The organism is Streptomyces sp. NPDC096132 (assembly GCF_044763345.1).
GTDB lineage: Bacteria > Actinomycetota > Actinomycetes > Streptomycetales > Streptomycetaceae > Streptomyces.
The window spans coordinates 452,792-466,542 of record NZ_JBIWGA010000003.1 but is presented as its reverse complement, the minus strand read 5'-3'; the positions used below and the strand labels follow the sequence as shown (position 1 = coordinate 466,542).

Below are 13,751 nucleotides of genomic sequence, written 5' to 3'. Positions count from 1 at the left end.
GGACGAGCGGCCTCGGCACGAGCCGGGCCCATGGGGCATCGCCCCGAGCTTCAGGGCCGCGCCACCACGCGCAGCGTCCGCACGGACGGATCGGCCGCGTCCGGGATCAGGACGCCGTGGTCGACGCCGCCGCGCAGGTAGTCGACGATCTCGTCGGTGATCACTTCTCCGGGGGCGATCACGGGCACTCCCGGCGGGTAGGGGCTGATCATCTCCGCGGCGATCCGTCCCGCGGCGCGCTCGGCGGGCACATGGTCGGCCTCGGCGAAGAACGCCTCCCGCGGCAGCATGGCCTGCTCCAGCTCCAGGGCGGAGGGCTCGGGGAGGTGGACAGGCGGCTGTCGTTCGATGGAGTCGGCGCCTTCGACGAGGGCGCGCAGGGCGTCCAGCAGGACCTGTTCGGTCTCGTCGTCGTCGGCGAGTGTGATCAAGGCGCTGAGGCGGCAGGTGTCGGAGCCGCCGACGTCCACGTGCCGATGGGTGCGGAGCCACTCGGCCGCCTGCATGCCGCTGACGCCGAGCTCCCGTACGTCGAGCACGATCTTCAGTGGGTCGAAGGAGGCGGCCAGTCCCTCCTCGACGACCTCCTGACCCATGGGCCGCAGGCCGGACAGCTCACCGGCGGCCTTCCGGATCCGTTCCGCGCGGTGCAGCGCGGCATCCAGAAGCTCGTGCCCGTGCTCGACCATGTGTCGGCGCCAGCCATCGAGCGTCGCGTACACGAGGGTCGAGGCGCTGGTGGTGCCGAGCAGGTCCTCCCGCTGTTTGAGGACTTCGGGCGAGACCCGGTCGTACTGAAGGTGGAAGACGGAGCTCTGCTCGACGGCACCGCCCGTCTTGTGAACGCTGGTGACCACCAGGTCCGCCTCGGCATCCATGCCCCAGGGCGGCAGCTCCTGGTGGAACGGGAACACCGCGCCCCACGCCTCGTCGACGATGAGGGGGACGTCGAACTCGTGACATACGCGGGCCACGCCCTGGATGTCGGCGCAGGTGCCCCAGTCCGTGGGCGTGATCAGCAGCATGCCCTTGGCGTCCGGGTGTTCCCGGAGGCGACGGCGTACGTCGTCGGGCTCCGGCGGATGGGCGATGTGCCGCTCGGTGTCGAACTCGGGGTGCACCCAGATCGGCTCGACCCCGTTGACGACGACAGCCGCGATCACCGACTTGTGCGCATTGCGCGAGAGCAGCAGCTTCTCGCCGGGGCCTGCCACCGCCAGCATGGCGGTCTTGACCGACAGGGAGCTGCCGCAGGTGGAGAAGAACGCCTGATCGGCGCCGACGGCGTCCGCCATCAGTTCCTGGGCCTGGCTGAGAACGCCCTCGGACTGACGGCGGTCGTCCAGCCCGTTGAGGACCAGGACGTCCGAGCGGAACACATCCAGGCCGACGATGTCCGCCACCCGCGGGTCCACGCCGCGGCCCTGCTTGTGGCCGGGCGGACCGTAGACGACGTCTCCACGGCGCCGGAACTCCTGCAGCGCCTCCAGCACGGGTACCCGCGAGTGGTCCATCGTTCCTCCCAAGCAGTCCCCCGCACGGAAGCGCCGGGCGCTTGCGTTCACGGCCCGTGTGCACCGTGCGCGGCCGTCGAAACGCGGTTCACGCGGTCGGGTGGCGCCAGGTGTTCGCCGTGGACGGCGGGCAGGGGAACACGCAGCGCGTCGATGCTCCGCGAGCCAGGGCGCTCCGTACCGGCGAAGAGGGTCGCGAAGTCCGGCCTGCCACAGACGGCGACCCCCGTACGCAACAGATCCGCTCGTGGTGGAGCGGGTTGAGCACCGGCGTTCCTGTTGCTCCGGACCACCACGCGGGCGGCGAGCCGCTCGCTCATGCGCTCAACGGCCGTGGGACCGGTCGGCGGCCGAACGGACCGAAAGGCGGGTGCGGTCTCGTCGATGGCTGTCGCACCCGCACGTACACGGCCTTTTCCCACGCGGCCGGGCTGCGCGCCTGGCAGGGGCCTCACCCTCCAGCACGGCGGCGCGCGGGTCCGGGTGACGGCGGTGTCCGGCCGACACGCCGGCCACCGCCTCCTGCGCGGCCTGCTGCCGCCGGTGATGGGCAGCATGCTCGAGTTCGGTCCCGCCGGAGGCCGGCGTGGCGCCTCGTCCCCCGCGCCGTCCTGCCGCGACACCTACGGTCGTCTGAGGTGCCGTGGTGTTCCGGCGGGTGGAGCGCTCGACGAGCTCGGCCGACAGTCGCTTCGCGCGCGATGCTCCGTGACCGGGTTCGGACCCTGTCGGGGTGGAACCCGGCCCAGCGTGGAAACCGCCCGCCGACCGAAGGAGGACCGAGTGTCCGGCCCGAAGCCGCCGTACCGGCGTGTCCGAGACGAGGTCGCCCGGCGCGCGGAAGAGCTGTGGGCCGTGGCGTGCGCGCTGCACGCGGACCCCGAGACCGCCTTCGCCGAGCATCGGGCGGCGGCTCTGCTCACCGGCAAGCTGGAAGGCGCGGGCTTCGAGGTACGGCGCAACGTGGCGGACCTCCCGACCGCTTTCACGGCCCGCTCGGGCCGGGAACGGCCCACGGTGGCGCTCCTCCTGGAGTACGACGCCCTGCCGGGACTCGGGCACGCCTGCGGGCACAACCTGATCGCAGCCGCCGGCCTCGGGGCCGCGCTGGTCGTGGACGCCGTGCGGGACGGCACCGAGGGCTCGGTGCTGGCTGTCGGCTCCCCGGCCGAGGAGGGCGGTGGCGGCAAGGCCTTTCTGATGGGGGCCGGGGTCTTCGACGACGTCGATGCCGCCCTGATGTTCCATCCCGGCGTACACGACTGGGTGCGGGCGCCGCTGACCGCGCAGCAGCAGTACCGGGTCGTGTTCCGGGGCCGAGCCGCCCACCCCACGGGCAACCCCACTGAGGGCATCGATGCCCTCGCGGCACTGATCGAGCTGTTCAACGTCCTGTCGGCGCTCGGCCGGCGGCTGCCGGCCGGGTCCCATATCCAGGGGATCATCACGCACGGCGGCACGGCGACCAATGTCGTCCCCGACCTCGCCGAGGGGCGTTTCGGACTCCGGGCGGCGACCACAGCCGCCCTGGACGACCTCGCCGCACAGCTGCACACCTCCGCGGAGGGCATCGCCCAGGCGATCGGCACGTCCTTCGAGGTAGAGCCGGTGAGCGTCCGCTACGAGCACTTCCGGGACAACCGTGTGCTGTCCGAGCACTTCGCCGGTCACCTGACCCGGGCCGGCATCACCCTCACACCGCCCGTCCCCGGCGTCTACCTGGGCTCCTCGGACATCGGCAACGTCAGCGACCGGGTACCCGCCATCCATCCCTTCGTCGCGATCACGGACTCCGACGGCAGCGATCACACCCCGGAGTTCGCCGCGGCCGCGGCCTGCGAACGCGCCCGTCACGTCCTGACGGCCGTGGTCGAGGCGCTGGCGTCCACGGCCCTGGACGTGTTGCGGGACACGGACCTGCGCGCCCGAGCCTGGGGCCGACACTGACCCGAGACCGGGTCCCGGCCGCCGGACTCACGCTCCTGAACCCGGCCGCCTGACGGGTGCGCCGGGGACTCCGGTCGGCGGAACCGCTGCCGACCGGGTGCCGTTCAGGCGCCCGCCTGACCACGAGTTATCGGCACCGGGCGGTCACGGCCGCTCCCGCCAGGGTCGCGGCGAGGGCGGTCCTGCGCATCGCGGTGCGCCGCCGCCCGTCCCAGCCGCCGTGTCGGCGCACGGCCCGCGGGTCCGACCACCACTTCACGACGCGGGTGGCGGACCAGGCCGACGACCGCCCGGGCGACCCGCTCGGGGCTGTAGACGGGCGGCATGGCGACCACCTTGCGCCCGGTGTATTTGGCCGCCTGCTCGAAGTGCGGGTGTCGATGGTCGCGGGCATGTCGGCTGCACGGCTGGGCGACGGCCCCGCGATGGACGAGATGTTGATCAGCGTGCCCGTGCCGCGTACACGTAGCCCATCACGTTGATGCTGACGACTCATGTCCGGCCCCAGTGCGTGGGTCGCCTCAGTTCCTGCCCTCCAACGGGGCGCTTTGCCTCTTTCGGATGTATCGAACACGACCACGCGGGAAACTCGGCGGTCGGGGTCGTCGGGGGGGGCCGAAAGACCAGAGATGAGAGGGCCCGACATGGCTGACGACATCATCACCATGCTCACCACCGACCACCGCGAGCTGCGGCGCCTGTTCGACATGATGACGGAGGACAGAAGCTCCCGTCCCCTGGCCCTTCCCCTGGCGGTGGCCATGCTGGAGGCCCACAGCGAGGCGGAGGAGGAGCAGGTGTACCCCGCCCTGGCCCGCGAGGCCGGCCAGAAGAAGGAGGCCGAGCACGCCGCCGAGGAGCACCACGAGGCCGAGAACCTCGGGAAGCACCTTCTCGAAATGGACTGGGAGAGCAAGGAGTTCGACCGCGCCCTGGAGCGGTGGACGAGCGCCGTCGTCCACCATGTCGAGGAGGAGGAGAACGACATCCTGCCCGCGTTGAGTGAGGCGCTGGACCCTGACAGGCTGCAGGAAATGGGCATGGCGTTCGCGCAGCGCCGGTCTCAGGCCCTGGCGGGCGAGCATCTCAAGGCCGGAAGCACCGGTGGCGGCACCAGTGGGCAGCAGGAGCACGGCGGAGAGACCCGGGCAGAGCTGTACGAGAAGGCGCGTGACCTCGGCATCGAGGGACGGTCCTCGATGAAGAAGGAAGAGCTGGCGGAGGAGGTTCACCGCGCAGAGGGCGACAACGGCTGAACCACGTCGAACCGGAGCGGGCTGCCGGGACTCCCGGCGGCCCCTTCATGCGCTTGGGGGGAAACGACACAAGGAAGGGGCGCGCCTGCCGGCCGGCCGACGGCCACGGCGACCTTCACCCTTGCTGCCGTACCCCGGCCGTATCCGGCGATTGCTCCACTTGGGGGTGGCCATCGCCCGATCAGCCGTATGTGGTCCGCTCAGCGCTGCCCTCCCCGCCCTGACACGCCAGGATGACCGTGACTCACGCCATGGCGCGGGTGAACCGTGAGCATCGGGAGAAACACACCAGTGACTATTCTCAATGGCCCGGACCAGCCGAGCGCTGTCCTCTACGACAGTGAGGTGCCGGTACGGGGCAGGCAGCCCGGCAACGTCGTGGTGAAGTGGCTGACGACCACCGACCACAAGACGATCGGCACGCTGTACCTGACCACGTCCTTCGTGTTCTTCCTGATCGGCGGTGTGATGGCGCTGCTCATGCGCGCCGAGCTGGCCCGCCCGGGCCTGCAGCTGATCTCGCCCGAGCAGTACAACCAGGCGTTCACGATGCACGGCACGGTCATGCTGCTGATGTTCGCGACGCCGCTGTTCGCCGGCTTCACGAACTGGATCATGCCGTTGCAGATCGGTGCGCCGGACGTCGCCTTCCCGCGGCTGAACATGTTCGCCTACTGGCTGTACCTGTTCGGCTCATCGATCGCTGTCGGCGGCTTCCTCACGCCGCAGGGCGCGGCCGACTTCGGCTGGTTCGCCTACACCCCGCTGTCGGACGCCATCCGAACGCCGGGCGTCGGCGCCGACATGTGGATCATGGGTCTGGCCTTCTCCGGCTTCGGCACCATCCTCGGCGCGGTCAACTTCATCACCACGATCATCTGCATGCGCGCGCCCGGCATGACCATGTTCCGCATGCCGATCTTCACCTGGAACGTCCTTCTCACCGGTGTCCTGGTCCTGCTGGCCTTCCCGGTCCTGGCGGCCGCACTGTTCGCCCTGGAGGCGGACCGCAAGTTCGGCGCCCACATCTACGACCCGGCCAATGGCGGCCCACTGCTGTGGCAGCACCTCTTCTGGTTCTTCGGACACCCGGAGGTGTACATCATCGCCCTGCCGTTCTTCGGCATCGTCACCGAGATCATCCCGGTCTTCTCCCGCAAACCCATCTTCGGCTACATGGGCCTGATCGCCGCGACGATCGCCATCGCCGGCCTCTCCGTGACCGTGTGGGCGCACCACATGTACGTCACCGGTGGCGTCCTGCTCCCGTTCTTCTCCTTCATGACGTTCCTCATCGCCGTACCGACCGGCGTGAAGTTCTTCAACTGGATCGGAACGATGTGGAAGGGCTCGGTGTCCTTCGAGACACCGATGCTCTGGGCGACGGGCTTCCTCGTCACGTTCCTCTTCGGCGGTCTGACCGGCGTCATCCTGGCCTCGCCGCCGATGGACTTCCACGTGTCCGACTCGTACTTCGTGGTGGCGCACTTCCACTACGTCGTCTTCGGCACCGTCGTCTTCGCGATGTTCGCCGGCTTCCACTTCTGGTGGCCCAAGTTCACCGGCAAGCTGCTCGACGAGCGTCTCGGCAAGATCACCTTCTGGACGCTGTTCATCGGCTTCCACGGCACCTTCCTGGTCCAGCACTGGCTGGGTGCCGAGGGCATGCCGCGTCGTTACGCCGACTACCTGGCGCAGGACGGCTTCACCGCCCTCAACTCGATCTCGACGATCAGCTCGTTCGTCCTCGGTCTGTCGATGCTGCCGTTCATGTACAACGTGTGGAAGACGGGCCGGTACGGCAAACCGGTCGGCGTCGACGACCCGTGGGGCTACGGCCGCTCCCTGGAGTGGGCGACCTCCTGCCCGCCGCCGCGGCACAACTTCACGTCGCTGCCGAGGATCCGCTCGGAGTCCCCGGCGTTCGACCTGCACCACCCCGACATCGCCATGGCCGAGGCCGAGGCCCACAGGGTCCACTGATGACCGACCGGGGAGGACAGATGAGCGATCTGTCGAGGCAGGGGGGCACGGAAGCCGGTCTCGGGAACGAAGTGGAGGGGTATCTCCTGTGGCAGGCGACGGTCGCGGTGGCGGAGGAGCGCGCGCGTGCGTTCGTCCGGCCCATGGAGTGGCTGACGACCGCCCAACGCGACGAGATCGAACGCCACTACGTCGCCGACAGCCTTCAGCGTGCCCGGCAGGACCTCGAAAGGATCGCCGCTCGTTGCGTCTCCCTTCGGGGCGAGTACGAGCGGCGGTACCGCACGCTGCGTCTGCGCTGTACGGGGTGGGCTCTGGCCGTCTGCGCGGGCCTCATCTTCGTGGCAGCGGTGTCATTGACCCGCTGACGTGGCGAGGCACCGCGAGGCGGATGCACAACGGCCGGGTCGCCCGCGACGTACAGCGCAACGCGGGAAGCGATCGTCGGGGAGATGGCTGCCGGTCTGCGGTCCCATGCGCAGCATCCCTCCGTCCACCGCCCAGGAGGCGCCCGTGACGTACGAGGCGCCCGCGCTTCCAAGGAAGGCGAGCCGGCTTCTGCGCATATGGGGTGGAACTTCGTCGGCCGCACCTGCGGGGATACGACGGTGATCCGCTGCCCGCGCCGGAACTGCCGCCCACGCCGCTGAAGCCGCGGGGAAGGGTGCGCTGACCGGCGCCGGGCACTGGGTGCGGGATCAGCGTCCGTGGTTGTGCATGACGTGCTTGGTGCGCGAGTAGTCGTCCAGCGCGTAGAGGGACAGGTCGCGGCCGTAGCCGGATCCCTTGAAGCCGCCCCAGGGGACCTCACCGGCCAGCACGAGGTGGGAGTTGACCCAGACGGTGCCGAAGTCGAGGCGGGCGGCGATGTCGTGGGTGCGGCGGGCGTTCTCGGTCCACACCGATGCCGACAGGCCGAGGGGGACGTCGTTGGCGCGCCGTACGGCTTCCTCCTCGTCGGCGAAGGTCTCGACCGAGATCACCGGGCCGAAGATCTCCTCGCGGGCGACTTCGGCTCCTTCAGGGACGTCGACCAGTACGGTCGGGGCGACGAAGTAGCCGGGGCCGTCGAGGGCCCCGCCTCCGGTGGCCACGCGCACGCCTTCCTTCTTCGCGCGCTCCAAGTAGCCCGTGACACGGTCGAAGTGGGCCTTCGAGACCATGGGGCCGACCTCGACGTCCTCACCGGAGGTCGGCTCGCCGACGACCAGGGACTCGACCTCGCCGACGAGCTGCTCGACGAACTGCTCGGCAACCGACTCGTGGACGAGCACGCGGCAGGCGGCCCCGCATTCCTGGCCCGAGTTCCAGAACCCGGCGGCGCGCAGCGACGACGCGGCGGCCGTGAGGTCGGCGTCCTCGAAGATCACGACCGGGGCCTTGCCGCCCAGTTCGAGGTGGACGCGCTTGAGGGTGTCGGCGGCGGCCCGGGCGACGGCGTGACCGCTGTTGACCGAACCGGTCAGGGCGATCATGTTCACGTCCGGGTGCTCGGCGAGCCGGGCGCCGGCACCCGGGCCGTATCCGTTGACGACGTTCAGGACGCCGGGCGGGAGGAGATCGGCGACGAGTTCGGCGAACTTCAGGGTGGTCAGCGGGGTCTGCTCGGACGGCTTGAGGACCAGGGTGTTGCCCGCGGCGAGAATGGGCGCGATCTTCCAGGCCGCCATGAGCAGGGGATAGTTCCACGGGGTGATCACACCGATCACGCCGAGCGGTTCGCGCAGGATGACCGAGAGGTGGTTCTCGGCGTAGTCACCGGCGGCCAGGGAGGTGGTCGCGCGCACCGCGCCGGCCATGAAACGGAAGGTGTCGATGGTCATGCCGACGTCGTCCCGGGACACCGCGAGCGGCTTGCCGGTGTTGGCCGACTCCAGCCTGACGAGCAGGTCGGTGTGCTCGGCCAGTCGGTCGGCGATGGCGTGCAGCACTTCCGAGCGGTCCTTGGGGACCCGCCGCGCCCACTGGTCCTCGGCCGCGACCGCGGCGGCGACCGCTCGGTCGATGTCCTCGGCCGTGCCCTCGGGAATCCGGGCGATGATGTCCTCCGTACTCGGGTCGACCACGTCGATGACGCGGTCGGTCGATCCCTCGACGAACTTCCCGTCGACGAAATGGCGGGCCGGAGGAAGGTCGGACTCGGTGATCAGCGGCTGAGCGTCTGCCGCGCGTCGAACCGTGGCAGTCGTGAGGTCAGCGGCGGTGGTCATGATCAGTGACTCCTTGAGTGTGGTCGTGTGAGAGAGCCGGGTGGCCTTGCCGGTGTGGAGGACGTCGGGTCGTACCCCCCTCCGCGCTCGCGGCGCCGAACCTCACGGCTGCCGGCCGGACGTCACCGGGACGTGGTCAGCCGCGGGAGTGCCTCGACCAGGGAGGAGATCCTGGCGATCGTGGCGGCGTCGAGGCCGAGCAGCGGCTCACGGGGCGCTCCGACGGGGAATCCGGCCGCGTTCAGGGCCGCCTTGACCGCCGGGATGAACGGAGCGGACATGATCGCGTCCATCAGGGGGTAGATCCGCGCCCATTCGGCCTGCGCGCGGGCGAGGTCGCCGTCGCGCAGCGCTCGGTGGATCGAGACGAGTTCGGCCGGCATCACGTTCGCCGTTCCGGCCATGACGCCGGCGGCGCCCTCGGTGATCGCCTGCAGCAGGAGGCTGTCCCAGCCGATGAAGGTGGAGATGACGTCGCCGTAGCGGTGGATCAGCTGCCCGGCCTGAGCCATGTCGGCGCTGGTGTCCTTGATGTACTGGATGTTCTCGACCTCGCGGGCGAGCTGTCCGACGGTGTCCGGCGCGAGATTGACGCCCGTGGCTCCGGGCAGGTTGTAGAGCATGATCGGGATGTCCACGGCGTCGGCGACCGTGCGCAGGTAGTGCAGCGTCTCGTCGAGCGTGAGCGGCTCGTAGTACGGGGTGACCACCATCAGGACCGACGCTCCGGCGGCCTGTGCGTGGCGGGACAGCTCGACCGCTTCCCTGGTGCTCACCGCACCGGTCTGCGCGATGACCGGGACCCGTCCGGCGGCCTGGTCGACGACGGTCTCGACCACCTGGCGCCGTTCCCCCGCGCTCATCGCCGCGAACTCGCCCGTGGATCCGCAGGCGACGACACCGTCGACCCCGCCGTCGATACTGCGGTCGACCAGGCGGCGCAGTGTCTTCTCGTCGATCTGCCCGTCCGACGCGAACGGTGAGGCGAGTGCGGTGAGCACACCGCTCAGCTGTGACGACATTTCTTGAGTCTCCTCAGTTGAAGCTGTGGGTGGGGAGGCCGGCTTACGGGGCCACCGGGGCCAACTCGGGCCGCGTGGAGTGGCGGTCGGTGGCCAGCAGGCTCTGGGCCTCCTGCGCGGCCGACAGTCCGGTCTGGATCGCGGTCTCGGTGTAGAGGGTGCCGAGGTAGTCACCGGCCAGGAGCACGCGTCCGGTGCGGCGGGTCAGCGTCTGCTGCAGCTTTCCGCGGCCGGGGAAGCAGTAGGGCGCGCCGGTGGGCCAGCGCTGGATCTCGGCTTCGACGACCTTCTCGGCGAAGCCGGGCAGGACCTGGTCCAGGTCGTCGAGGTAGATCCGGCGGATCGTGTCGTCGTCGTGCTCCAGCAGTTCGCGTGCCAGGCTGCCCGGCGAGAAGGTCATGAGGCTGCTGCCGGGCCGGCGTTCCGCCTCGTAGCCGTGCACGACGTTCGACATGTTCAGCGCGACGTTGAAGGACCGCTTGGGCGTCGCGATGCCGTAGGCGTCGTCCCAGACCTGGCGCTCCGTCTCGTTGGTGAGGAACGCCGCGCTCACATAGGGGCCGTAGACGATCTTCGAGAGGGCGTCGCGGACGTCGCGGTCGAGGTCGACGGCGACCCGGTGGGTGACGGTCGCGGGAGTGGCCAGGACGACGCAGCGGGCCTCGACCTCCTTCTCGACGCCGTCCTGCCGGTAACGGACCACGACGGAGCCGTCCTTCTGGACGACCTCGTCGACGGTGGCGTTGAGCCGCACCCGGTCCGCCAGAGCCGCGGCGATGCTCTCGGTGAGGGTGGACGGGCCGCCGAGGATGCTCTCGGAGAGCCCGGCGCCGATGTTCCAGACGAGGCTGAAGTAGCCGACGCCCGCGCCGGCCGCGAGTTGGTCGATGTCGGCGGCGGAGCGGGTCACGGTGGGTTTGAACAGGGCTTCGGCGTCCTCGGGCAGGTCGCCGATGAAGTCCTTGAAGGACCGGTCGTTCATGAAGTCGTAGACGCGCTGCTGGCGTTGGGCCTCGGTCTCGCCCCGGCGCCGCTGCACGATGCGGGCGTAGCGGGCCACCGACAGGGCGACCTTGGCACCCGCCTTGACCATGCCGACCCGCGCCGACATCGGCATCGGGATGCGGAACGGGTAGGTCTCCACCCGGCCCTTGAGCAGCAGTTTGCCGTTCATCGACAGTCCGGCCAGCGAGCCGGGCACCGGTACCGAGTCGACGCCGGTGCTGTTCAGCAGCCACGACGTGGCCGAGTTCCCGCCGGCGTAGACGTGCCCGCCCCAGTTGAGCCAGTACGGTCCGCGGCGCTCCGAGCGGATGCGTCCGCCGACCCGTCCCTCGGACTCGAGCAGGAGCGTGTCCCAGTGCCGCAGGCGCCAGCCGGCGGCCAGTCCGGCGATGCCGCCGCCAACGATCACTACGTCTTTCATCAGTGCCCTCCGGCAGAAATGCAGAAATACGGGTGGGGTCCGGCTCTTGGGGGCCCGGCCGGCCGGTCAGACGGGCGCGGTGTTGCCGACGGATTGGGTCCGGGGTGTCAGTGCGGCGGCCTCGTGCAGGGCCATGCCGCGTGTCTCCGGTGCCCACAGGACGGAGACGACGGCGCCGACGGCGTTGATGGCGGCGGCCGCGAGCATGGTGCCGCCGACGCCCCAGCCGGTCAGGGCCATGGGGACCAGGTAGGTGCCGACGGCGGCGCCGATCCGGCTGGCGGAGGAGGCGAGGCCGACGGCGGAGCCGCGCACCTCGGTGGGGAACAGCTCGTTCGGGTAGACCCACTGCAGGATCTGGGTGCCGCCGATGATGACCGCGTACAGGGCGAAGAGAGTCATGATCACGCCCGACGGGGCGTCGGGGAAGATGCCGAGCAGCAGCAGGGCCAGGCCCGACCAGACGAAGCTGTGGATGACCAGGGGGCGCCGGCCCACGCGGTTCACGAAGAGCAGGGCGACCACACAGCCGATGAGGAACATCACGGTGATCATGGCTTCGCCGACGTTGGCGAGGCCGCCCTCGAGCTGGAGCGCGTCCAGGATCTTCGGGCCGAAGGCGTAGATGGCGAAGAGCGGGATGATGGAACAGGTCCAGAAGACGGTGATGTAGAGCATCCGTCCGCCGTAGCCGGAGCGCATGATCGCCTTGAGGTCGACGTTCTCGCGTTCTTCCGCCTCGTCCGGCAGGTCGGCGATCGTCGTGTCGGGGCCGTAGACCTGCTTGAGGACGGCTTCGGCTTCTTCGACGCGGCCCTTGTTCGCCAGCCAGCGCGGCGACTCGGGCGTGCCCAGCCGCAGCAGCACGATGACCGTGGCGGGCAGTGCGGCGCTGGCGAGCATCCACCGCCAGCCGTCGTCACCGGTCCTCAGCAGCACCTCGCCGACGATGTACGCCGCCGCGGCGCCCACGAACCACATGACGACCAGGCCGCCCAGCAGCGGCCCGCGGTAGCGGCGGGGGGTGAACTCGGCCAGCAGCGAGGTGGCGATGGGGTAGTCGGCGCCGACGGCCATGCCGATCAGCAGACGCAGGACGAACAGCCACACCGGGTCGGCGGCCCAGAACTGCGCGACGGAGCAGACGATGATGGCGATCAGGTCGATGGTGTAGAGGACCTGCCGGCCGAACCTGTCGGTCAGGTAGCCGCCTGCGAACGCACCGAGGAAGATCCCGATGAGCGCGGACGCGCCGATGAGGCCCTGGGCGGAGTCGGACAGGTCCAGCTGGGGCGTGATCTGGACCATGGCGACGCCGATGACGCTGAGCACGTAGCCGTCGAGAAACGGGCCGCCCGATGAGTACAGCGCCAGTTTCTTGTGGAAGCGCGACAGGGGCGCGTCATCCAGTCTGTTTCCTGCGGTTGCGGTCATCACAGCCTCCGGGAGCGGCACCGGACCCACCCGTCAGGGGGTGGGTCCGGTGCGGGTGTCGACCGGGCGGGGGAAGGGTTCAGGCGATGCCCGAGGGAGCTCCTGCTCTCACCCGGACTGCCCGCCACCATAGGATGTGATCACAGATCACACAAGCGTTCGTCGAATCCCTGTCACCGACCAGGCTGTTTATGATTCAGTCGTGCGTATGTCCAAACGTGTCGAGCCGTCGCCTTCCCTGACCGACCGGGTGTACGCGGTGCTGCACGAGGCGATCACGAGCGGCGAGTATCCGGCCGGCTACCGCTTGCGCATCCGCGATCTCGCCGAGGAGGTCGGAACCAGCGTAATGCCGGTACGCGAGGCCATCCGACGCCTCGAGGAGGCCGGCTTCGCCGAGCGCGTTCCGCACAAGGGCTCGGTCGTGAAGGGCCAGCACCTCGCCGAGCTGCTGCACATCTACGACACGCGGCAGATCCTGGAGGTCGAGGCCGCGCGCCGCGGTGCCGCACGGATCGGTGAGGCGGACGTCGCCCGGATGCGCGAGGAGTTCGAGCTGATGCGGGGCGCGATCGCCGAGGGCGCCGTCGTCCCGTACCTCGATCACGACGAGGCCCTGCTGACCATCCTCTACGAGGCGGCGGGCAACCCCGTGCTGGTGAACACCGTCCGCACCCTGTGGCAGCACTGCCGCGCCTACAAGATCGTCGGCGCCCGGGCGTCCCTCGACACACCCGGCGACGACACGCTCTGGCGCTACCAGGAGCTCCTGCTCAAGGCCGCCCAGGCGCAAGACGCCGAGGCGGCGGCCGCCATCAACACCGAGTCCCTGGCCAACGCCACCGACCGGATCAAGGCACAGCTGGTTTCGCGGTAGCCGCCCTCGGGGGTGAGCCACTCCCCCGTCGCGCCCCCTTCCCCGCTGCTCCTGAGTGACGCGATCTCACTCGGGAGCAGTT

General features: G+C 69.9%; 10 protein-coding genes and 1 pseudogene. 5 read left to right on the top strand and 6 right to left on the bottom strand.

Features of this window, described 5'->3' with window-relative positions:
* Positions 1-50: 50 nt before the first annotated feature.
* On the bottom strand, positions 51-1,514 hold the full coding sequence (locus ACIRF9_RS09825) for an aminotransferase class I/II-fold pyridoxal phosphate-dependent enzyme (protein ID WP_403818712.1): 1,464 nt from the start codon (positions 1,512-1,514) through the stop codon (positions 51-53).
* A 783-nt stretch (positions 1,515-2,297) separates the two neighbouring features.
* Between ACIRF9_RS09825 and ACIRF9_RS09820 the strand changes: the two genes are divergently transcribed.
* From ACIRF9_RS09820 to ACIRF9_RS09805, 4 genes are all read left to right on the top strand, one after another.
* On the top strand, positions 2,298-3,461 hold the full coding sequence (locus tag ACIRF9_RS09820) for an amidohydrolase (RefSeq protein WP_403818711.1): 1,164 nt from the start codon (positions 2,298-2,300) through the stop codon (positions 3,459-3,461).
* A 644-nt stretch (positions 3,462-4,105) separates the two neighbouring features.
* Positions 4,106-4,717, top strand: coding sequence for a hemerythrin domain-containing protein (locus ACIRF9_RS09815; protein ID WP_403818709.1), 612 nt, complete (start codon positions 4,106-4,108; stop codon positions 4,715-4,717).
* Between the two features lie 291 nt (positions 4,718-5,008).
* Positions 5,009-6,700, top strand: a complete 1,692-nt coding sequence (ctaD, locus tag ACIRF9_RS09810) for a cytochrome c oxidase subunit I (RefSeq protein WP_403818707.1) — start codon at positions 5,009-5,011, stop codon at positions 6,698-6,700.
* A gap of 20 nt (positions 6,701-6,720) precedes the next feature.
* Positions 6,721-7,068: a cytochrome C oxidase subunit I gene (locus tag ACIRF9_RS09805; RefSeq protein WP_403818705.1), complete on the top strand. Its 348-nt coding sequence runs from the start codon at positions 6,721-6,723 to the stop codon at positions 7,066-7,068.
* A 60-nt stretch (positions 7,069-7,128) separates the two neighbouring features.
* Here the strand turns inward: ACIRF9_RS09805 and ACIRF9_RS09800 are convergent.
* From ACIRF9_RS09800 to ACIRF9_RS09780, 5 genes and pseudogenes are all read right to left on the bottom strand, one after another.
* Positions 7,129-7,251 (bottom strand): annotated as a pseudogene (locus ACIRF9_RS09800) (SDR family oxidoreductase); the annotation flags it as partial.
* 147 nt (positions 7,252-7,398) lie between these two features.
* Positions 7,399-8,910 (bottom strand): aminobutyraldehyde dehydrogenase, encoded by a 1,512-nt coding sequence (locus ACIRF9_RS09795; RefSeq protein WP_403818703.1) that lies wholly within the window; start codon positions 8,908-8,910, stop codon positions 7,399-7,401.
* A gap of 122 nt (positions 8,911-9,032) precedes the next feature.
* Complete coding sequence (gene dapA / locus ACIRF9_RS09790; RefSeq protein ID WP_403818702.1) at positions 9,033-9,932, bottom strand: 4-hydroxy-tetrahydrodipicolinate synthase; 900 nt, start codon at positions 9,930-9,932, stop codon at positions 9,033-9,035.
* A gap of 43 nt (positions 9,933-9,975) precedes the next feature.
* A complete protein-coding gene (locus tag ACIRF9_RS09785; RefSeq protein ID WP_403818700.1) occupies positions 9,976-11,358 on the bottom strand; it encodes an NAD(P)/FAD-dependent oxidoreductase in 1,383 nt (460 codons plus the stop codon).
* Positions 11,359-11,424: 66 nt separating this feature from the next.
* Entirely contained in the window at positions 11,425-12,792 is a 1,368-nt protein-coding gene (locus tag ACIRF9_RS09780; RefSeq protein ID WP_403818699.1) for an MFS transporter, read from the bottom strand.
* A gap of 208 nt (positions 12,793-13,000) precedes the next feature.
* Here ACIRF9_RS09780 and ACIRF9_RS09775 point away from each other — a divergent pair, with 208 nt between their 5' ends.
* Positions 13,001-13,669 (top strand): GntR family transcriptional regulator, encoded by a 669-nt coding sequence (locus tag ACIRF9_RS09775; RefSeq protein ID WP_403818697.1) that lies wholly within the window; start codon positions 13,001-13,003, stop codon positions 13,667-13,669.
* Positions 13,670-13,751: the final 82 nt, after the last annotated feature.